Raw genomic sequence first — 20,254 nt, forward strand, 5'->3', positions numbered from 1 at the left:
GCGCAGCCATGGCGGCCCCGACATCGACATGGAGGCCCAGCTGGCCGACCGCTACGGCCTGGGGCCCGCCAGATAACCAGACATGACACCCTCCGCCTCTACCGCCAGCTCGCCCGAAAGCGGCGACGGCTGGTTTGCCCTCGATGCGGCCGCATCCGCGCCGGTGCCGCTGTACGACGTGGCCGCCATCCGCCGGATCGAGAACGCCGCCTTCACGCAACTGCCCGGCTTTACGCTGATGTCGCGCGCCGGCGCCGCGGCCGCGCGCTGGCTAGCCTGCCATGCGCCCGCCGGCCCGCTGCTGTTCCTGGCAGGCCCCGGCAATAATGGCGGCGATGCGCTGGTCGCCGCCACGCAGCTGCACAGCGCTGGCCGCGCGGTGCAGGTATGGCTGGCTGCGGACCCGCAGCGCCTGCCCGCTGATGCCGCGACCGCCTGGCAGCAGGCGCACGCCGCCGGTGTGCCCGTCAGCGTGGTCGCGGGCATGGATGCCTCGCATGACGCGGACTGGCCCGCCGGCACCGCCGCGATCATCGACGGCCTGCTCGGCATCGGGCTGAACCGCCCCGCCGACGGCACCATGGCGTGGTGGATCGGACAACTCAACCGCAGCGCGCTGCCGGTGTTTGCGCTGGACATCCCCAGCGGCCTGTTTGCCGACACCGGCGCGGGCGCGCCTGCCGTGCGCGCCCGGCGCACGCTGACCTTTATCGCCGCCAAGCCCGGGCTGCTGACGCTGGACGGGCGCGACTGCGCCGGCGAGGTCGATATCGCGCCGATCGGCCTCGGCTATCCGCCGGACGAAACGCCCCATTGCCTGGTAAACGGCCCGGCGCTGTTCAGTGCCGCGCTGCCGCGCCGCCGCCACGCCAGCAACAAGGGCACGCACGGCTCGCTGGCGGTCATCGGCGGCAACCTGGGCATGACCGGCGCGCCGCTGCTCGGCGCCAGGGCCGCGCAGTTCCTCGGCGCGGGCAAGGTGCATATCGGCTTCCTGGCGCAACCCGCACCGCTGATCGATCCGCTGCATCCGGAGCTCATGCTGCATGCCGTCGATGCACTGGCCCTCGCTTCGATGTCGGCACTCGTGATCGGTCCGGGCCTGGGCACGGATGCCAACGCACACAAGCAGTTCGCGCGGCTGCTGCAAGCCGCGCCGTTGCCGCTGGTGCTGGATGCCGATGCCTTGAACCTGCTGGCCGCCGATCCGGCGCTGGCGGGGGCGCTGGCCGCCAGCGGCGCGGCTTGCGTGATGACGCCGCACCCGCTCGAAGCCGCTCGGCTGATGGGCGTGCCGCTTGCCGAGGTACAGCGCGACCGCCCCGCCGCCGCCGCGGCGCTGGCCGCGCAATGGCAGGCCGTGGTCGTGCTGAAGGGATCGGGCACGGTGATCGCCGCGCCCGACGGCAGTCCATGCGCGCTGAACCCGACCGGCAATGCGGCACTTGCCAGCGCCGGCACCGGCGACGTCCTGGCCGGCATGCTGGGCGCGCTGCTGGCGCAAGGCATGGCGCCGCTCGCCGCGGCCCAGGCGGCGGTGTGGATCCACGGCCGGGCCGCCGATGCCCTCGTCGCGCAGGGCACCGGGCCCGCCGGCGTCACGGCAAGCGAGCTGTACGGGCCGGCGCGCACCGTCTTCAACCAGTTGCTGAATGGGCCGCGCGCATGACGCGCTGATCCAGAGCGGCGCAACCAGTGCCTGCCGGATCACGCTGATCGCGCCGTGCTCCGCCGCCCGGCCTGGCGGCACACGCCGTCAGACAATGTCCGATACCTGGCCCACGCCCCGGCTGCTATGTTGCAAGTGGTAACGATATGACACCGCTGCCGGGCCGGATGCCGGCAGCGCAGACGATATACTTGCCACTCTGTCCTGTGAGCCGGCAACGCCACGCGGCTCGCGCAACAACGGTTGTCCTGCATGCCCACTGACCTTCACGCCTGGAACGCCCTCTTGCGGCACCACGACACCCTTCGCGATGCAACGATGCGCGACTGGTTCGATCGCGAAGGCGCGCAGCGCGTCGCGCAATTTTCGCTGGAAGCCGCCGGGCTCTATCTCGACTACTCGAAGAACCGGATCACGCCCGACACCATGCGCCTGCTGGTGCAACTGGCGACCGGGGCCGGCGTGACCAGACGCCGCGACGCCATGTTCGCCGGTGAGCATATCAACACCACCGAAGACCGCGCGGCCCTGCACGTGGCGTTGCGCGCCACCGCCGGCGCCGGCTACAAGGTCGATGGCGAACCGGTTGTGCCGGCGATCCATAAGGTGCTGGTGCGCATGCGCGAATTCTCGGAGCGCGTGCGCAGCGGTGCCTGGAAGGGTGCCACCGGCGAGCGCATCACGGATGTCATCAATATCGGCATTGGCGGCTCCGACCTGGGGCCGCGCATGGTGTGCCGCGCGCTGTCGCACCTGGCGGATGCCGACGGCAATCCCGGGCCGCGCATGCACTTCGTCTCCAATGTCGACGGCACCGACCTGGCCGAGACCCTGCTGCGGCTGGACCCCCAGCGGACCCTGGTGATTGTCTGCTCCAAGACCTTCACCACGCTGGAGACCATGGCCAATGCGTGCAGCGCGCGCGCCTGGTTTGTCGCCAACGGCGTGGCCGAGCAGGACCTTGCCAAGCATTTCGTCGCGGTTTCGACCAATACCGACGCGGTGCGCGAATTCGGCATCGACCCGGCCAATATGTTCGAGTTCTGGGACTGGATCGGCGGACGCTTCTCGCTGTGGTCGTCGGTGGGCCTGTCGATCACGCTGGCGGTGGGCTTCAATGCCTTTGCCGACCTGCTGGCCGGCGGGCGCGCCATGGACGAGCACTTCCGCAGCGCGCCGCTGGAGCGCAACATGCCGGTGATTCTGGGCATGCTGGGCATCTGGTACCGCAATTTCTGGAACCTGCCGACCAGCTGCATGGCGCCCTACTCCACCTCGCTGGAGCTGTTTCCCGCCTTCCTGCAGCAACTGGAGATGGAAAGCAACGGCAAGTCCGTCCAGCTGGACGGACAGCCCATCCGCGCGCATACCTCGCCGGTGGTGTGGGGTACGGCCGGGACCAACGGCCAGCATGCCTATTTCCAGCAGATCCACCAGGGCTCGCAGGTGGTGCCGGTGGACTTCGTCGCGCCGCTGGTGCCGCCGCGCCGGCTGCCGGGCCATCACGCCAAGCTGCTGGCTAACTGTTTCGCGCAGGCCGAGGCGCTGATGCGCGGCCGCAGCGCCGATGAGCTGCGCGCCGCCGGACTGAAGGATGAGGTGCGCATCGCGCATATGGTGTTCGATGGCAACCGCCCCAGCAACACACTGCTGATGGAGAACCTGACACCGCACGTGCTGGGCGCGCTGATCGCGCTGTATGAGCACCGCACCTTCGTGCAGGGCGTGGTGTGGAAGATCAACTCCTTCGACCAGTGGGGCGTGGAACTGGGCAAGATCCTGGCCCGCCCGATCGAGGCCGAGCTGACCGGCAATGCGGCAGGCCAGCACGATGCCTCCACCTCCGCGCTGATCGACCGCGCCCGCGCGGTGCTGAAGGCGGGCGCCGCCAGCTAGACCTCGGCGCCCATCCATTCGTCGCTGGCCACGCGGCCGGCGTCGATGGTCAGGATGCGGCCGCAGCGCGATGCCACCGAGCGGTCGTGCGTGACCAGCACCAGCGTGGAGCCGGCATCGCGGTTGAGTTCGAACATCAGCGCGATCACCGCTTCGCCGGTGGCGGTATCGAGGCTGCCGGTGGGTTCGTCGGCAAACAGGATATCCGGGCGCGCCACGAACGCCCGTGCCAGCGCCACCCGCTGCTGCTCGCCGCCCGACAGCGTGCGCGGGTAGTGCCCCAGGCGCGCGCCCAGGCCCACGCGCTGCAGCATGTCCACGGCACGCTCGCGCACCTGCGAGGTTTCGCCGCGCAGCTCCAGCGGCAGCATCACGTTCTCGAGCGCGGTCAGGTGCGCCACCAGCTGGAAGGACTGGAACACAAAGCCGACATGGCGGCCGCGCACCGCGGCGCGCTGGTCCTCGTCCAGCGCGTACAGGTCCTGGCCCTGCAGCCGCACCGTGCCGGTGCTGGGCAGGTCCAGCCCGGCCAGCAGCCCCAGCAGCGTCGACTTGCCCGATCCGGACGCCCCCACGATGGCGAGCGTTTCGCCCGGCGTGACGGAAAAGGTCACGTCGTGCAAAATCGTCAGCGAACCGGTCGTGTCGGCAACGGTCTTTCCGAGGGACTCGACAGCGAGAATGGAAGAAGACATGGATATAGGGATCCGAGGGAAAAGGCGCAGGCTGCTGCTGGCAGCCGGCATGGCACTGGCGATATCGGCCACGGCACAAGCGCAAGCCCCGGCACCGGCCAAGGGCGCCGGACCCGCGCTGCTGGTGCTTGGCGACAGCCTGTCCGCCGAGTACGGCATCGCGCGCGGCACGGGCTGGGTCACGCTGCTGCAGGACCGTCTGCGGCAGGAGCGCTTCGATTATAGCGTCGTCAATGCCAGCATCAGCGGCGAGACCACCATCGGCGGCAAGACGCGGCTGCCGGACCTGCTGTCGCGCCACCGGCCGGCCATCGTAGTGGTCGAGCTCGGCGCCAACGACGCGCTGCGCGGCCTGCCGCTGCAGACCACCGAGGCCAACCTGCGCAATATCGTCGCCACGGCGCAGCAGGCCGGCGCGGGCGTGCTGCTGATCGGCATGCGCATCCCGCCCAACTACGGGCAGGACTACACCGAGAAGTTCGTCTCGCTGTATCCGAAACTGGCCGGCGAATACAAGGTGCGGCTGGTGCCCTTCTTCCTCGACCAGGTGATTGCGCGGCAGGACTGGTTCCAGCCGGACCGCATCCACCCCACCGCCGCGGCACAGCCGACTCTGCTTGATACGGTGTGGCCGCAGCTCAAGCCCCTGCTCAAGCGCGGCGGCGCGAAGCACCAATAAGAAAAACCCCTGCCGCGTGGCAGGGGTTTTTGCTTGCAGCGTTGCCGCCGGGGCTTACTCGCCGCCTTGCGCCTGCGTGGCACCCACCGGCGTCAGCATCTTGACCTTGGAACGGGCCTTCAGGCTTTCATAAAGGGCCTGCAGGTCGGTCTGGCCGGCCACTTGCGACAGCTGCTGCGCCGCGGCCTGGCGCTGGGCCGGATTGGCCTCGGGCGGCTGGCTGATCCTGGTGATGCGATAGACCGCATAACCCTGGGCGCCCAGGTCGACACCCACCACCGCCGGCAGCTTCGCGGCATCGGCGCGCATCACCGCTTCCACGGCCTGCGGCGCCATGCCCTCGGCCTTGGTGCGCGACACGGTCTGCACCGCGCCGAAGCCGTCCGCGCTGTCGGCCTTCTTCAGCGCGGCCAGTCGTGCCTCGCCATCCTTGCGAGCCAGTTCTGCGGATTGCTGGGCGATATAGCCCTCGCGCACCTTGGCTTCGACGTCCTCGAACTTGCGCACGGCCGCCGGGCGGTACTCGACGATGCGCGCAGCCACCAGCGTGTTCGGGGCCACCTGGACGGCCTCGGTATTGCGCTTGTTCTTGACCGCGTCGTCGCTGAACAGCGCCTTGAGCAGCTTTTCGTTATTGAGCGGGCTCTGCTCGCCCAGCGCCGGGTTCGGCTGGCGCGTGACATTGTCAGCGGTCTGGATGGTCAGCTTGAACTTGTCGGCGGCGGGCTTGAGGCTGTCGGCCTGCTCGTAGACGTTATTGCCGAAGGCATCGGCCTGCTCGGCAAACTTCTTGTCGGCGAACTGCTTGCGCAGCTCGGCTTCCAGCTCCGTATGCACGGCGTCCAGCGGCTTGGTTTCCGCAGGCTTGATGCCGGTCAGCTTGATGATGTGGTAGCCGTAGTCGGTCTCCACCACGTCGCTGATCTGGCCGTCCTTGAGCGCGTACATGGCATCCTCGAACGGCTTGACCAGCGCGCCGCGGCCCATGAAGCCCAGGTCGCCGCCCTTCTCGGCCGAGCCCGGGTCCTGCGAGTTCTTGCGCGCCACCTCGGCAAAGGTGTCGGGATGCTTGCGCAGGTCTTCCAGCAGCTTGGTGGCCTTGTCCTTCGCCGCCTGGCGCTGCGCTGCCGGTGCATCCTTTGGCGCGGCGATCAGGATATGGCTGGCGCGGCGCTGCTCGTCAACGCGGAAGCGCGCGATATTGCTTTCATAGTAGGACTTCAGCTCTTCCGGCGTCACCGCCTGCGACGCGGCCAGCGCTTCGCCCGACAGCACCACGTATTCCACCTTGGCCTGTTCCGGCACCGAGAAAGCCTGCTGGTGGCCGTCATAGTAAGCCTTCAGCGCGGCGGCATCGGGCTGCACCTTGGCGGCATAGCCGGCCGGCTTGAACAGCAGCGTCTGCACATCGCGCTGCTGGTCGCGCACGGCCAGCAGGCGCTCGATCAGCGACTTGGGCATGAACGCCGTCGCGGCAACCGAAGCGCCCAGCTGCTGCGTGGCCAGCTCGAAGCGCATGCGGGCATCGAACTGCTCGGGCGTCATGCCCTGCGACATCAGCAGCTGCACGTAGGCCTTGTCGTCGACCTTGCCGTCCTTGGTGCGCGGCAGTTGCGCGATCGCCGGCAGGTTGCTGATCTCTTCGAGCAGCTTGGCATCGGACACCGTCAGGTGCTCATTGGCCACGGCATTGGCCATCACGCGCTGCTGGATCAGCTGGTCCAGCACAGTCTTGCGTGCGTCCGGGCCTTCGAACTGGCGCGGATCATAGCTGGCGCCCAGCATCTGGCGCGCGCGCTCGCTCTGGTCGCGCACGACGTTGTCGACTTCCTGCACGCTGATGGCATGGCCGTCGACCTTGGCGGCATCGTGCGAGCTGTCCATGAAGCGCGAATAGCTTTCCACGCCGAAGAACACGAACGACGGGAAAACAAGCACCAGCAGCAGCAAGAGCATCAGGCGCCGGTTGTTGCGTACGAAATCAAGCATGCGGATTCGGGTAGTGGATTGGCACGAAAGACAAACTCCACGATTCTATCAGGAGCCGCTGGGCAGGCACCCTTGTGCAGGGTGGGAAACATGGGGGTGCAAATGAAAAACGCCCGCAAGCGCGGGCGTTTCCTTGAAACTGGCGGAGTGGACGGGACTCGCCCACGTCCCGCGGGCCGCGGCTGCGCTTGCAAGCGCAGCCCTTCGATTCCCGCCGGAAGCCGCGCAGGCGGCTTCCTCCACTCCGCATAAATGAAAAACGCCCGCTAGCGCGGGCGTTTCCTTGAAACTGGCGGAGTGGACGGGACTCGAACCCGCGACCCCCGGCGTGACAGGCCGGTATTCTAACCGACTGAACTACCACTCCTGTGTCGGTGCTTGCTGCCGGCTGGCTCATACCCATTGCGATGGAGAGCGGTGGGTGCTGAGGGGCTCGAACCCCCGACCTACGCCTTGCAAGGGAATCGGATTTCCTTACAAATCATATGCCTACAACGCCTACCAACTTCCCCGTGCCGGCCATGCCTAGCTGCGAGAGGCCGAACTATAGCTCGTGTTAATCATCTGCGCAATACCCGCACGTTCTGAGCGCAATCGGCCCAGCCCGCACAGCGTACGCCGCTGCTGCCAGATGGTGCGGAGATGCCACTAAGCGTGTTCGCCTGGTGGCGGGTCCACCGTGACCGTATCCGCCGCGATAAATTTGACATTGAGCGTCGTCCATTCGCTGGCTCGAAGGATTAGTCGATCCCCATCAATGGGATAGAACCGTTCCTTGCCTGGCTCATTCCGGGTCGGCTCAGTAGCCATATGCGTTGCGATACCAAAGCCATAAAGTCCGACACATCCGGCCCACCCATCGAATGAGGCCTCCACCTTGCAATTATCTGACAGATCAACTATTGTCTCGTCAGTAAGCAAGGAAACCCACCATGGACCACTACTCGAAGGAAGACTTCCAGATCACCCAGAGCATCGGTTTCTTCCTCAACCGTGCCCGCAACACGCTGCTGATGGAAATGGATGCGGCACTGAAGGATCTGGACATCACCGGCCAGCAGATGGGGATCCTGATGTCGCTCACGCATGGTGTTGCTGCCACCCCATTCGAGCTGAGCAAGTTGCTCGGCATCGACACCGGCCTGATGACCCGCATGCTGGACAAGCTGGAGGCCAAGGGCCTGCTGTCACGCAGCCGCAGTATCGATGATCGCCGTGTGGTCAACCTGACTGTGACCCGGAAGGGCCTGGAAGTTGCCGAGCGCATCCCGGAGGTGGCCCCCAAAGTACTCAATCAACGCCTCAGGAACTTCAGCAAGGAAGAATTTACCGAATTCCGTCGCTTGCTCGCCAAATTTTCGGACGCCTGAGCGCGTCTTTTTTGCCCATCTGGTTGATGGGTCAAAAGGTGCAAGGCTTGAGCCCTCCCTTTTTTACCCATTTAACTGACGGATCAGAAAATGCCTAGTCAAACGAATCGCCCAGCCGCGCCCCGCCTGACCCGCCGCTTTGCCGGTCCCCTGCTCGCGGCGCTGATCGCTGCAGTGCTGAGCGCCTGTGCCAACTACGCCGGTATCCGTAGCGACAAGCGAATCGCCGAACCCACCAACTACGCCACCACGCAAAGCATCCCGGCCGGGCAAGGCCACTGGCCTTCGGCGGACTGGGCCGACCAGTTCGGCGACGCCCAGCTCAAGGCATTGATCGCGCAAGCGCTGCAGGGCAGCCCGTCGCTGGAAAAGGCCCGTGCCCGCGTGGCCTCCGCGGTGGCATTCAGCGAGGGCGCCAATGCCAACACGCTGCCGCAGGTGGGCGCAGGCTATGCGTTCAACCGCCAGCGCTACACGGAAAACGCGATGGTGCCGCCGCAATTCGCCGGGTCGTGGCAGTCGGAGAACAAGGCGTTCATCAACGCCTCATACGACCTCGACCTGTGGGGCAAGAACCGCGAGGCGCTGAAGTCCGCGGTGTCTGGCGTGCATGCCAGCGAAGCCGAGGCCGAACAGGTCAAGCTGACGCTGAGCACCGCCATCGCGCGCGCCTACAACGAGTTGGCCCGTCTCTACACGCTGCTCGACATCGCGCAGGACGAAGTGACGCAGCGCCGCGAAGTGCTGCGCGTGACTAACGGCCGCGTGACCATGGGACTGGAGACCGAAGTCGAGAAGCGCACGGCCGAAGCCAACCTTGGCGCCAGTGAAGTCGCCGTCGCCGCGCTGGAAGGCAGCATCCAGCGCACTCGTTACCAGCTAGGCGCGCTGCTCGGCCAGGGTCCGGACCGCGGCCTGGCGATTACCCGCCCGAACCTCCGCGCCGGTGATGAAGTCCGCCTGCCCGACAACCTGCCGGCCGACCTGGTCTCGCGCCGGCCCGACATCGTTGCCGCGCGCTGGCGCGTCGACGCCACCCTGCACGACATCAAGGTGGCCAAGGCCGAGTTCTATCCGGACATCAACCTGACGGCGATGATCGGCCTGGATGCCTTAGGGTGGGGCCGCTTCCTGCGCGCCGCCAGCCGCACCGCCTCGGCCGGCGCCGCCATTCACCTGCCGATCTTCGACGGCGGCGCGCTGCGCGCCCAGCTCAAGGGCCGCTATGCCGACTTCGACTTCGCGGTAGCCAACTACAACGAGACCCTGGTGAACGCCCTGACCGATGTGGCCACCCAGCTTTCTGACATCCGTGCCGTCGATGCGCAGCTCGACAACGCCGTGCGCACCGACACCGCCGCGCAACGCGCCCTGAGCCTGGCGCTGGCGCAGTACAAGGCCGGCCTGACCACGCAACTGACGGTGCTGAACGCGCAGACCAACGCGCTGGCCAGCAGCCAGGTAGTGGCCAACCTGCGCATGAACCGCCGCGACCGGCAGATTGCGCTGGCCGCCGCGCTGGGCGGTGGCTTCACCGATACCTCCGAGTCGATCATGAATGCGGCCCAGGTCCGCTGACTCGCCTCTTGACGCAAACGAACACAGCTACAGGTGCTGCCATGAACGATACGACCAAGACCACCCCGGCCGACCAGCAGACCACACCCGCCGCGGCCGCCCCGACGTCCGCCAGGAACACCCGCAAGCGCCTGCTGGCCCTGCTCGGCCTGACCAGCGCGCTCGCCGCCGCCGGCTACGGCGTCTACTACTACACGGTGGCCCGCTTCCACGAGGACACCGACGACGCCTACGTCAACGGCAACCTGGTTCAGCTCACGCCGCAGGTCGCCGGCACGGTGATCGCGGTGAACGCCGACGATACGCAGATCGTGAAGGCCGGCGAACCCGTGGTGACGCTCGATGCTGCCGATGCAACGGTGGCGCTGGCCAATGCGGAGGCCACCCTCGGCCAGACGGTGCGCCAGGTCAGCGCGCTCTATGTCAACAATGACGTGCTCGGTGCCACCATCCGGCAACGCCAGGCTGACCTGGCCCGCGCCCGGGACGACCTGCGCCGCCGCACCGGGGTGGCCGAATCCGGCGCCGTCGCGGCGGAAGATGTGGCGCATGCCCGTGACGCCGTCAAGACCGCCGAAGCCGCGCTCGAGACCGCCCGCCAGCAGCTTGCCGCCAACCAGGCGCTGACCGACAAGACGAGCGTCGCCGAACATCCCAGCGTGCAGGCCGCCTCCGCCAAGGTGCGCGACGCCTACCTGGCCAACGCCCGCAACACGCTGCCGGCTCCCGTGACCGGCTATGTGGCGCGGCGCTCCGTGCAGGTGGGCCAGCGCGTGGCCCCCGGCAACCCGCTGATGGCGATCGTGCCGCTCGACGGTGTGTGGGTCGATGCCAACTTCAAGGAAGTCCAGCTCAAGCACATCCGCATCGGCCAGCCGGTCGAGCTCCACGCCGACCTGTATGGCAGCAGCGTGACCTATTACGGCAAGGTGATCGGCTTGTCGGCCGGTACCGGCAGCGCGTTCTCGGCCCTGCCGGCGCAGAACGCCACGGGCAACTGGATCAAGGTCGTGCAGCGCCTGCCGGTGCGCATTCAGCTCGATCCGGCGGAGCTGCGCAAACATCCGCTGCAGATCGGCCTGTCGATGCAGGTCGACGTGGAGACGCGCCAGGCTTCCGGTTCACACCTGAGCCCAGGCGCGGAAGTGCCCGAACACACCACCTATCGCACCGCCTATCGCACCGACGTGTTCCAGCGCTACGGCGAAGAGGCCGACCGCGAGATCACGCGGATCATTGCGCAGAACAGCAACGGCAAGTCAGCTGTGGTGCAGTCATCCCAGGCTTCGCAAGTCGCGCAGCAACCTCAGGCGACCAAGCGCACGGCGCAAGCTGCCGGCACCGCCTCCGGCGCATGAGCGGCATCACGCCAATCGCCTTCCCGCGCCAATTTGACTGACCCATCAGGAAAATCGGCCCCAAAACCCCGGAGCGCATCTTGCAATCTCAAGCCCAGACCTCACTCGTGCCAGCCCCGCTCACCGGCGGCAAGCTCCTGATGGGAAGCTTCGCCGTGGCCCTGGCCACCTTCATGAACGTGCTGGATTCGTCGATCGCCAACGTGGCGATCCCGACGATCGCCGGCAACCTCGGTGTGTCGATTGACGAAGGCACCTGGGTGATCACGCTGTTTGCCGCGGCCAATGCTGTCGCGATCCCGCTGACCGGCTGGCTCACGCAGCGGATCGGCCAGGTCCGCCTGTTCGTCGGCGCCATCCTGCTGTTCGTGCTGTCGTCCTGGCTATGCGGCGTGGCGCCCAACCTGACCACGCTGCTCGCCGCGCGCATCCTGCAGGGCGCCGTGGCCGGGCCGCTGATCCCGTTGTCGCAGTCGATCCTGCTGTCGTCGTATCCCAGGGAAAAAAGCGCTGCCGCACTGGCACTGTGGGCCATCACCGCCACCGTCGGCCCCATCGCCGGCCCGGCGCTGGGCGGCTGGCTGACCGACAGCTACGCGTGGTCGTGGATCTTCTACATCAACGTGCCGGTCGGCCTGTTCGCCGCCGCCGTTACCTGGGCGATCTACCGCGACCGCGAAACGCCGACGCGCAAGCTGTCGATCGACGTGGTGGGCCTGGCCTCGCTGGTCACCTGGGTGGCGTCGCTGCAGATCATGCTCGACAAGGGCAAGGACCTCGACTGGTTCAGCTCGCCCGTCATCATCGGGCTGGGCATCGTCGCGCTGCTCAGCTTCATCTTCTTCGTGATCTGGGAGCTGACCGAGCCGAACCCGATCATCGACCTGCGCCTGTTCAAGGGCCGCAACTTCCTGGCCGGCACCGTGGCCATCTCGGTCGCCTTTGCGGTGTTCTTCGCCAACCTGGTCGTGCTGCCGCAGTGGATGCAGCAGTACCTGGCCTATCCGGCCGTCAATGCCGGGCTGGTGACCGCGCCGCTGGGCATCTTCGCCGTGCTGACAGCCCCGGTGGTGGGCAAGATCCTGCCGAAGTCGGAGTTGCGCGTGCTCGCCACCCTCTCCTTCCTGGGATTCGCGGCGGTGTACTTCATGCGCTCGCACTACACCACGGGCGTCGATGCCTACACCCTGGTGCTGCCTACCCTGCTGCAAGGCATCCCGACCGGGCTCTTCTTCGTGCCGCTGACGGCCATCATCCTGTCCGGCCAGCCGGCCGAGAAGGTTCCTGCCGCCGCAGGCCTGTCAAACTTCGTCCGCGTCTTCTGCGGTGCGGTGGGTACGTCGCTCGCCACCACCGGCTGGAACAACCGCACCATCCTGCACCACGCGCAACTGGCGGAACAGGCCAGCGTGCACAACCCGCTGTACGCCAGGACGATCGAATTGCTGCAAGCGACGATGGGCTTCACGCAGGACCAGGCTGTCGCCTATTTCGAGCGCAGCCTGAACACGCAGGCCATCATGCTGGGCCTGAACGACATCTTCTGGATTTCGGGCGTGATCTTTGTCGCCATCGTGCCGCTGATCTGGTTCACGAAGCCCGCCAGGGGCGGCTCCGCGGCCGCCGCAGCGGCTGCGCACTGAGCGATAAGACGACGCACGGCCCCGCAGACATGACAGGACGCCTGACTAAAGCGATAACCTTGAGTGGTCAGAGGACTATACCGTGCCCGGCCGTCGGCGCGGGGATGTCGCACTTCTCGCCAAGCATATCCATGAGTTCGTGTTCGATCTTCCGGCAGATCTGTGCCATGGGCACATCATTGGCGTTTCCTTCGAACGGGTTCTCCGTGCTTTCGCCCACTTGCTCCAGCGCGAGGTACATCCAGGAGATCATCGTGCTGAATGGAATGACCAGCCAGATCATGTTGCCATGCATGACGCCTGAAACGCTGGCATTGAGCTTTTCGAATTCCGTAAGAATGCCAAAAGGCAGCAGCAGACAAAAAGTACGGACAAAGAGCTTGTTGACGACCGCATATTGCCTGGGATACGGATAGTCCTTGATACGCTCCGCCCGTCCTTGCTGCACGAAGAAGCCTCTGATCGATCCTACCAACTCCAGATAGAAGGCATTGCCGATCTCGCCAGCGTCAAGGAGCCGCCTGATCATTGATGACTGCGTTCCCAGCAACCGGCTTGTCTTGCTCTCGGCATGCGCGAGCGAGTCGAGTTCGGCCTGTGGCAGATACCGCGCAAGCGCCTCATCCAACGGAGTCTCCCACTCTGGAACCCGGTAGTACTTCCGGTACTCCACGTTGGATGCCTTGCCCGCGGTTTCCCAGATCCTTGGGGTTCTCAGTTGATAGCGGAGCGCCGTCAGCCATGCGCAATGCCGGAGAACCAGATCCCGCCCGGCCGCCTGCCCTGCCGGGAAGTCCCGGCTCATCACACCCAGACACCGGCTGCCGTTCAGGATCTCAGTCCAGATCTGCTGTGCCTCCAGGGCCCTGCTGTAGGTCTGAACATTCCGGAAACCCACGATGAATGACGTGGCGGTGCCCAGCAGCACCACAACCGAGACCGGGATCGACAGCCATTTCAGCCCGAAGCACTGATAAAGGACGACGGGCAGCGAACCGCATGCCAGCGAGGCATAAAGTTGCCGTCTCGACCAGAATGTGAACTCGGATACTGTGTATGATTTTCCCAGGTGCATGGTGCGCATCTCGCGGGGGTGCGGCAGGTCGCAGGTCCGAGGTCCGAACTGCCGGCAGGCAATACGGCCAACCGCCCTCACTACTGACCAGATCGCTGCCCAGGACCTGATTTTGTCATGGTGATATTGCCAAGAAGCCGGCGTCGTATCAATTTCCGTCCCACAACCCTTTCACGCCACCCTAAAAAAGCAGCGGCACGGCAAGAGCATGCGCTAGCGCCGCTCTTGCCGTGCCGGATGGTGCGCACCGGCATTGCCGGCGCCCGCATGGACGGCGCCTACTGCACCGGCGTCAGGATCGGCGCGCCCTTTTTCTTGAGCAGGAACACGACGAACCTTGCTGGCTGTGTATTGCTGGCGTTGCGTCCGACGGTGTGGATATCGTTGGGACGTTCGTGGAAGGTTTCGCCCGCCTTGAGCGTCACCTCCTTGCCGCCCCTGACGCCCATGACGATGCTGCCCTCGAGCACATAGACGAAGGCGTGCGCGTCATGGCGATGCACGGGATCGACGGCGCCCGGCGGATACTCCACCATGATCATCGTGGCCTCCTTCCCCGGGTATTCGGACAACGCCTCCGTGAGCAAGGGCGTGACACTTGCCTCCGGCGCGGCGGCGGCCGGCTGCGCGACCGTCAGGCATGACCACACAAGCGCTGCCGCAACGGAAGTGACCGTCTTCATGGCATCACTCCAGGTTGGCCTTGTCGAGCCCGAACGCCTTGTCCGACGAACCAGGCACCATGCGGAATGCCACGTTCAGGCGGTTCCAGGTATTGATCGCCCCTACGAGGAAGGTGAGGTCCGACAGTTCCTTCTCGCTGTACTGGGTGCGCACGCGCTCATAGATATCGTCGGGCACGCCGTCGGCGGGAAGCCTGGTCAGCACCTCGGTCCAGGCCAGCGCGGCGCGTTCGCGCGGCGAAAACAGCGTCGACTCGCGCCAGATCGCCACATGATGCAGGCGCAATTCGCGCTCGCCGTGGATCTTCGCCATCTTGATATGCATGTCGACGCAGAATGCGCAGCCATTGAGCTGCGATGCGCGAATCTCGACAAGCTCGCGAATGGGCTCTTCGATCGTGGTCTTCTGGAACAGCGCGCCGAACTCCATGAGCTTCTTGGACAGCTCCGGGGATTGCTGGAAGTAATTCGAACGTTGGGTCATGTTTGCTCCTGGTGATCTGCTCAATGTGGTACTGACGAAACCGGTGCTGCTTACGTGGCATGCGCCCTGCGGACTATCGGTGCTGCGCTTGACGCATCCATTCCTCCAAGCCGATGCGCCCGAGGCGAGCCTCGCCCAATGGCACGAGCGAATGTTCCTCGACCCGGCCGCCGAAGTAGCGGGCCTCGGGGTCGCGCACGACTTCACGCGGGTCGCCCACCGCCTTGAGATAGCGGGCGACGATCTCGTTGAACGGGGCTCGTTCCGGGCCGGCGATCTCGACGATGCCGTTTCGCGGCGGCGCGAGCGCGACATCGGCAACGAGGGCGGCAACGTCGTCCGACGCAATCGGCTGGAACAGCCCAGGCGAAAGGCTGACGATATTTCCTTGCGTACTGGAATCGGCGATACCGCCGATAAATTCCATGAACTGGGTCGAGCGGATGATGGTGTAGGGGATGCCGGAGGCCACGATCAGTTTTTCTTGCGCGACCTTGGCGCGGAAATAGCCGTTCTCGGGCGTCCGGTCGGTGCCGACAATGGACAGCGCGACATGGTGCTGAACGCCCGCTGCGGTCTCCGCCGCGTGAAGGTTGCGGCCGGAGGTCTCGAAGAATTCCAGCACCGCCTTGTCTTCAAACGATGGGGAATTGGCAAGGTCGATCACCACCTGAGCGCCGGTCAGGGCCGCATGGAGCCCCTCGCCGGTGATGCTGTTGACACCGCTCCTGGGCGAGGCGGCGACGACCTCGTGGCCACCCTGGCGCAGAATGGCAACGGTCTTCGAGCCGATCAGGCCGGTCCCGCCAATGACGACAATCTTCATGATGCTTCTCCGTGCTGAGGAAGGTGGAACGATTCCATGTTAGGGAACGCGGCATCCCCGCGCCAGATCGGCCCGGAGCGCACCGCGTTGCCTGTCTGGCATCCATCCGGTCGCGGCGCAGTTGCCGCATGACTGGGAAGCAGGCACGAATCTCGGCCTCCGTTTCCGCATGTCTGACAGTCAGGTTCCTGGTCATGGTGCCGATGCGTGCTGGTTTGTGGAGGCTTCAATGTAGTTGGGCGATCACACAGCCAACAGGCACATGTTTATCGCTTTCAACCAGGCCATCGACATAGGACGGTATGACCTGAGAGTGGCTTGTCATGCGATCGGTGAACCAGTCTGCCGGCGCCTTCGTGGGCCCGGCAGATGCGGCGTCGTTTCAACTACGGATGAATGCCAGCAGGTCGGCGTTGAATCTGTCTTTGTGGGTGTCGGTGAGCCCATGCGGCGCACCGGGGTAGACGATCAGCTTCGAGTGCCTGACGACCTTTGCCGATGCGCGCCCAGCGGCGTCGATCGGCACGATCTGATCGTCGTCGCCGTGGATGATCAGGGTCGGCACATCGATCTTCCTGAGATCCTCGGTGAAATCGGTCTCAGAAAATGCCTTGATCGAGTCGTAAGTATTCTTGTGTCCACCCTGCATGCCCTGCGCCCACCATGCGTCGATCAACCCCTGCGACGGCTTTGCACCGGGACGGTTGAAGCCATAGAACGGCCCTGCCGGCACGTCCTTGTAGAACTGCGACCGATTGGCAAGTTGTGCGGCACGCAGGCCGTCGAACACTTCAATTGGCAGTCCGCGCGGATTGGCGGCGGTCTTCACCATCAAAGGCGGCACCGCAGAAACCAGCACCACTTTTGAAACGCGTCGCGTCCCATGCCGGCCGATATACCGGGCCACCTCGCCTCCACCTGTGGAGAAGCCCACCAGGATGGCATCCCGCAGGTCAAGGGTTTCGAACACAGTGGCTAGGTCGTCGGCATAAGTGTTCATCTCATTGCCATGCCATGGCTGGCTTGAACGGCCGTGGCCACGGCGGTCATGTGCAACGGCGCGATACCCTTCCGACGCAACGAGCATCATCTGGGATTCCCAACTGTCCGAGCTCAGTGGCCAGCCATGACTGAATACAACGGGGCGACCGGTACCCCAGTCCTTGAAATAGAGCTGGGTGCCGTCCTTTGCCGTGATGTAGCCGCCTGAAGCCTTGCCGCTTGCCGTTGCGGTATTCCTCTTTTCTGCCGACGGTGCTGCCGCCGCAGGTCCGGGCAAGCCGGAAGCCACCAGCGCGCCGGCTGCGGCCGCGCTGCCCAACAGCAGGTGACGTCGCGACAGGCCGTGATCGAGGCTGCGATCTGAAGACATGGTGAGACTCCATTATTGGCGCGTGCGCGCGTTGCCTTGAATATGTCTGAGCGTCGGGTTCCTGGTCATGGTGCCGACGCGTGCTGGTTTGTGCAGGCTTCAATGTAGTCGGGCGATGACACAGTCAACAGGCACATGTTTATCGTTTTTGACTGGGCCATCGACATGGGGCCATCCCATGACGATCGCCTATGCTTTCAGCGCGCGCATCAGTTCGGCAACCACGCGATCGGCTTCAGTCTGACTGCGCAGATTGGTAAAGCCCATCATCAAGCCACGCCTCCCTGGCGCCCCATGCCGCCAGGCGGTCAGCGAATGGATGGCGAATCCTGCCTCGCGCGCACGACCGGCCATCGCCAGATCGTCAAGATCGTCCCTGACGTCGACCAGAAGGTGCATGCCGCCATCCTGCAGGCAAACAGTGAAGCCGTCCGTTTTGTATGGAGCCAGCGCCTCGGCCAGCATTGCGCGTCGTCGCGCGTAAAGGGTGCGCATGCGTTTGACGTGCCGGGCGAAGTGCCCCTGCGCAATAAACTCCGCCGCCACGGCTTGCAAGAGTTCGGGGCAGCCGCCATGCACCGTGCGCCTGCAGGCCAGCTCCATGGTCGGCACCAGGCTTGGCGGCACGACCACGTAGGCGAGCCGTAGCCCCGGGTACAGCACCTTGCTAAGCGTGCCGCAATAGATCACCCGGTCGCCTGTGTCCAGGCTCTTCAAGGCCGGCAACGGGTGGCCACGGTAACGAAACTCGCCGTCGTAGTCGTCCTCGATGATCCATGCGCCCCGCTCACCGGCCCAGTCGAGCAGTTCGACGCGACGTTGCAGTGTCAGTGCCACGCCAGTCGGGCTCTGGTGCGATGGCGTCACTACGGCCAGGCGCGCCTCTGGAAAATGCTGACGTCCAAATTCGACGTCGAGGCCATGATCATCCACTGGCACATTCCGGACCTGCAGGTTCAGGCGCCTGAGTGACTGGGCTGTCAGTGGATAGCTGGGATCCTCAACCCAGGCGCTTTCGCCCGCCAGCCTGAGCGCATCCACAAGCAGCGCAAGGCTGGCCGTATATGCCGGCACGACGAACACCTGGTGCGGCTGGGTGTCGATGCCCCGTGAGCGCTGCAGGTAAGCGGCCAACGCTTCCCGCAGCGGGCCAAATCCGGCTGACGCCGGCCTGGTCAGCGAGCCGGCGCTACGTATTTGCCGCGCCATCAACCTCGTCCATAGTTTTCGCGGGAACTCATCCAGCGCGGGAAGCCCCAGTTGCAACGGCGCGGGGATTCCACGTTCTGCATCGATCGAAAAATCGGTATGTTCCTGGTGCGGTGGCGTGCGGCTGGATCCGGCCGCTGCGGCCACGCGGTGGGGGCGCGATGGCGCGAATTGTTCGGAAACGAACGTCCCCGCAGGGCCTCTGGCGATCAGGTAACCTTCGCCCAAGAGCCGGTCATAGGCAACCTGAACGGTCCCGCGGGCCACGCCGAGCTCGCTCGCAAACGCACGCAAGGATGGCACCCGCTGACCGGGCTTCAGTTGCCCTTGCAGGATCGAGGCACGAATCCGTGCGTAGATCTGCTCATGCAGCGGCGCAGCATTGGATGGATTCTGAGCCGGTGACTTCGTCATAGCCTGGCAGACGTATCCGGGCAGTGCCGCAACGCCGATGCATGGGAACGCGAATCATTGCCGGCGGTGGCAACGGATCGGATTTGGGTGTGATCTTGACCTCCGATCATACCCCAGGGCGCGCATCCGCCGGGATCCGGCCCGTGACAGCCTGAGAAAGCAAATGGGCGGAGATTCAGGGTCCCCGCCCATTCCCCTCTTGCCACAGGCACCGGCACTGACCGGTGCCATCGGGCTGGAGAACTACGCCGGCACCGCCTCCCCGCAGCCGGCCATGACATGCATATAACGCGAAGGCGGCATGGAATCGACCGTGGCCTGGACCGCTTCCTTGCACAGGGACGGACGCTTGACCAGCGCATTCACATATCGCTCGACGTTGGGCAGGGTTTCCCACATCGACGCAAGCCCCAGATAAGCCATCCGCACCAGGTTGACACCCCACAGCACATCGCCGAGCGAGAATGATTCCCCGCTGAGGTACGGCGTCGACGAACCAAGCGCGTGGTCGAGGTCCTTCAAGAGGGCCGCGACGTGCCGACGGGCGGCGCGCTGAAATGCCGCATCGCGGCGGACCGACTTGCCGCCCCGCTCCTTCGCGATCTTCGCGCGATAAGCCGCAACGAGTTCCCCATCGTCGGCATTGGCGTCAATCATGGCTTCGAGCGCCTTGATCTTGTAGTCGTAGACTGTTTCCATGGCCGCCTTGAGCGCCTCAGGCCGCAAGTCGGCATCGGGATGAAAGCCATAGAGCAAGGTGCCGTTCGGGATCTGATCGACGATGCTCACCTGATGCATCACCTGGGCACGCGCATCGGCACCTTCCGGCACCAGATGAATGGGATCGCGTGAAACCGCATCGAGATAGCAGCAGATTCGTCTGGAATCGGCAATGACCCGGCCCGCCTTGTAGTCCACAAGCAGCGGGACCGCGCAGGGATCAAAGCCCTCGGTCTCCACCGCAGTGCGCCCGCTATAGCCGCTGACAAGATCCTGACCCACTTCCCGGCCTGCAAGCAACCGCAGACGGACGTAGGGCGGATGGTAGTGCTCGGCTGGAACAAGGCCATCCGGGCCCATCGAGCCGAGGATCATCATATTGTTCGAACGGTATGGCAGTTGCTTCTCGAACAGTACCGCGCGCACTTTCTGCGAGCAGAGCGAACTGGACGCGTGGAACAGTTCGAAGCGGGGGTTGGCGTCACTACCCACGACGGAGATTCGCGCGGGGTCCGCGATGCCGGCACGGGCACCGGCCGCCATATTCATCAATTTGTCGTGAATTGTTGCATCGCTCATCGTTGTCTCCTGATT

General features: G+C 65.2%; 16 protein-coding genes and 1 tRNA gene. 7 read left to right on the forward strand and 10 right to left on the reverse strand.

Annotated features, from left to right (window positions below; genetic code table 11):
• The first annotated feature begins 82 nt into the window (after positions 1 to 82).
• Both ACZ5MJ_RS10885 and pgi read left to right on the forward strand, forming a co-directional pair.
• Positions 83 to 1,669, forward strand: a complete 1,587-nt coding sequence (locus ACZ5MJ_RS10885; RefSeq protein ID WP_464219282.1) for an NAD(P)H-hydrate dehydratase — start codon at positions 83 to 85, stop codon at positions 1,667 to 1,669.
• 252 nt (positions 1,670 to 1,921) lie between these two features.
• Positions 1,922 to 3,565 (forward strand): glucose-6-phosphate isomerase, encoded by a 1,644-nt coding sequence (gene pgi, locus ACZ5MJ_RS10890; protein WP_464219284.1) that lies wholly within the window; start codon positions 1,922 to 1,924, stop codon positions 3,563 to 3,565.
• Here the strand turns inward: pgi and ACZ5MJ_RS10895 are convergent.
• A complete protein-coding gene (locus ACZ5MJ_RS10895) occupies positions 3,562 to 4,260 on the reverse strand; it encodes an ABC transporter ATP-binding protein (protein WP_432259966.1) in 699 nt (232 codons plus the stop codon). The two genes, pgi and ACZ5MJ_RS10895, sit on opposite strands and share 4 nt — an antisense overlap.
• Between ACZ5MJ_RS10895 and ACZ5MJ_RS10900 the strand changes: the two genes are divergently transcribed.
• Positions 4,259 to 4,939 (forward strand): arylesterase, encoded by a 681-nt coding sequence (locus ACZ5MJ_RS10900; RefSeq protein ID WP_464219286.1) that lies wholly within the window; start codon positions 4,259 to 4,261, stop codon positions 4,937 to 4,939. The genes ACZ5MJ_RS10895 and ACZ5MJ_RS10900 overlap by 2 nt on opposite strands.
• 54 nt (positions 4,940 to 4,993) lie before the next feature.
• Here the strand turns inward: ACZ5MJ_RS10900 and ACZ5MJ_RS10905 are convergent, their stop codons facing one another.
• Together ACZ5MJ_RS10905 and ACZ5MJ_RS10910 are read right to left on the reverse strand one after the other, a co-directional pair.
• Positions 4,994 to 6,928 (reverse strand): SurA N-terminal domain-containing protein, encoded by a 1,935-nt coding sequence (locus tag ACZ5MJ_RS10905; protein ID WP_464219288.1) that lies wholly within the window; start codon positions 6,926 to 6,928, stop codon positions 4,994 to 4,996.
• A 290-nt stretch (positions 6,929 to 7,218) separates the two neighbouring features.
• Positions 7,219 to 7,295, reverse strand: a tRNA-Asp gene (locus ACZ5MJ_RS10910).
• Between the two features lie 565 nt (positions 7,296 to 7,860).
• Here ACZ5MJ_RS10910 and ACZ5MJ_RS10915 point away from each other — a divergent pair.
• The 4 genes from ACZ5MJ_RS10915 to ACZ5MJ_RS10930 all read left to right on the forward strand — a co-directional run bounded on the left by ACZ5MJ_RS10915 (position 7,861) and on the right by ACZ5MJ_RS10930 (position 12,877).
• The gene (locus ACZ5MJ_RS10915; protein WP_464219289.1) at positions 7,861 to 8,298 is read left to right on the forward strand and encodes a MarR family winged helix-turn-helix transcriptional regulator; all 438 of its coding nucleotides are present in this window, start codon (positions 7,861 to 7,863) and stop codon (positions 8,296 to 8,298) included.
• A 90-nt stretch (positions 8,299 to 8,388) separates the two neighbouring features.
• Positions 8,389 to 9,876 carry an efflux transporter outer membrane subunit gene (locus tag ACZ5MJ_RS10920; protein WP_464219291.1) on the forward strand — a complete coding sequence of 496 codons (1,488 nt, stop codon included), beginning with the start codon at positions 8,389 to 8,391 and terminating at the stop codon, positions 9,874 to 9,876.
• Positions 9,877 to 9,917: 41 nt separating this feature from the next.
• A complete protein-coding gene (locus ACZ5MJ_RS10925) occupies positions 9,918 to 11,234 on the forward strand; it encodes an EmrA/EmrK family multidrug efflux transporter periplasmic adaptor subunit (protein WP_464219293.1) in 1,317 nt (438 codons plus the stop codon).
• A gap of 140 nt (positions 11,235 to 11,374) precedes the next feature.
• Positions 11,375 to 12,877: a DHA2 family efflux MFS transporter permease subunit gene (locus ACZ5MJ_RS10930; RefSeq protein WP_464223702.1), complete on the forward strand. Its 1,503-nt coding sequence runs from the start codon at positions 11,375 to 11,377 to the stop codon at positions 12,875 to 12,877.
• Between the two features lie 67 nt (positions 12,878 to 12,944).
• Here ACZ5MJ_RS10930 and ACZ5MJ_RS10935 read toward each other — a convergent pair whose 3' ends face one another.
• The 7 genes from ACZ5MJ_RS10935 to ACZ5MJ_RS10965 all read right to left on the reverse strand — a co-directional run bounded on the left by ACZ5MJ_RS10935 (position 12,945) and on the right by ACZ5MJ_RS10965 (position 20,239).
• Positions 12,945 to 13,952 (reverse strand): bestrophin family protein, encoded by a 1,008-nt coding sequence (locus ACZ5MJ_RS10935; protein ID WP_464223703.1) that lies wholly within the window; start codon positions 13,950 to 13,952, stop codon positions 12,945 to 12,947.
• 278 nt (positions 13,953 to 14,230) lie between these two features.
• Entirely contained in the window at positions 14,231 to 14,635 is a 405-nt protein-coding gene (locus ACZ5MJ_RS10940) for a cupin domain-containing protein (RefSeq protein WP_464219294.1), read from the reverse strand.
• Between the two features lie 4 nt (positions 14,636 to 14,639).
• Entirely contained in the window at positions 14,640 to 15,119 is a 480-nt protein-coding gene (locus ACZ5MJ_RS10945) for a carboxymuconolactone decarboxylase family protein (RefSeq protein WP_464219295.1), read from the reverse strand.
• A gap of 73 nt (positions 15,120 to 15,192) precedes the next feature.
• Positions 15,193 to 15,945: an SDR family oxidoreductase gene (locus ACZ5MJ_RS10950; protein ID WP_464219297.1), complete on the reverse strand. Its 753-nt coding sequence runs from the start codon at positions 15,943 to 15,945 to the stop codon at positions 15,193 to 15,195.
• 382 nt (positions 15,946 to 16,327) lie between these two features.
• Positions 16,328 to 17,317 (reverse strand): alpha/beta fold hydrolase, encoded by a 990-nt coding sequence (locus ACZ5MJ_RS10955; RefSeq protein WP_464219298.1) that lies wholly within the window; start codon positions 17,315 to 17,317, stop codon positions 16,328 to 16,330.
• 189 nt (positions 17,318 to 17,506) lie between these two features.
• Positions 17,507 to 18,940, reverse strand: a complete 1,434-nt coding sequence (gene pdxR, locus ACZ5MJ_RS10960) for a MocR-like pyridoxine biosynthesis transcription factor PdxR (RefSeq protein WP_464219300.1) — start codon at positions 18,938 to 18,940, stop codon at positions 17,507 to 17,509.
• A 243-nt stretch (positions 18,941 to 19,183) separates the two neighbouring features.
• On the reverse strand, positions 19,184 to 20,239 hold the full coding sequence (locus ACZ5MJ_RS10965; protein ID WP_464219302.1) for a glutathione S-transferase family protein: 1,056 nt from the start codon (positions 20,237 to 20,239) through the stop codon (positions 19,184 to 19,186).
• Between the last annotated feature and the right edge of the window lie 15 nt (positions 20,240 to 20,254).

The organism is Cupriavidus sp. LA-1 (assembly GCF_055385985.1).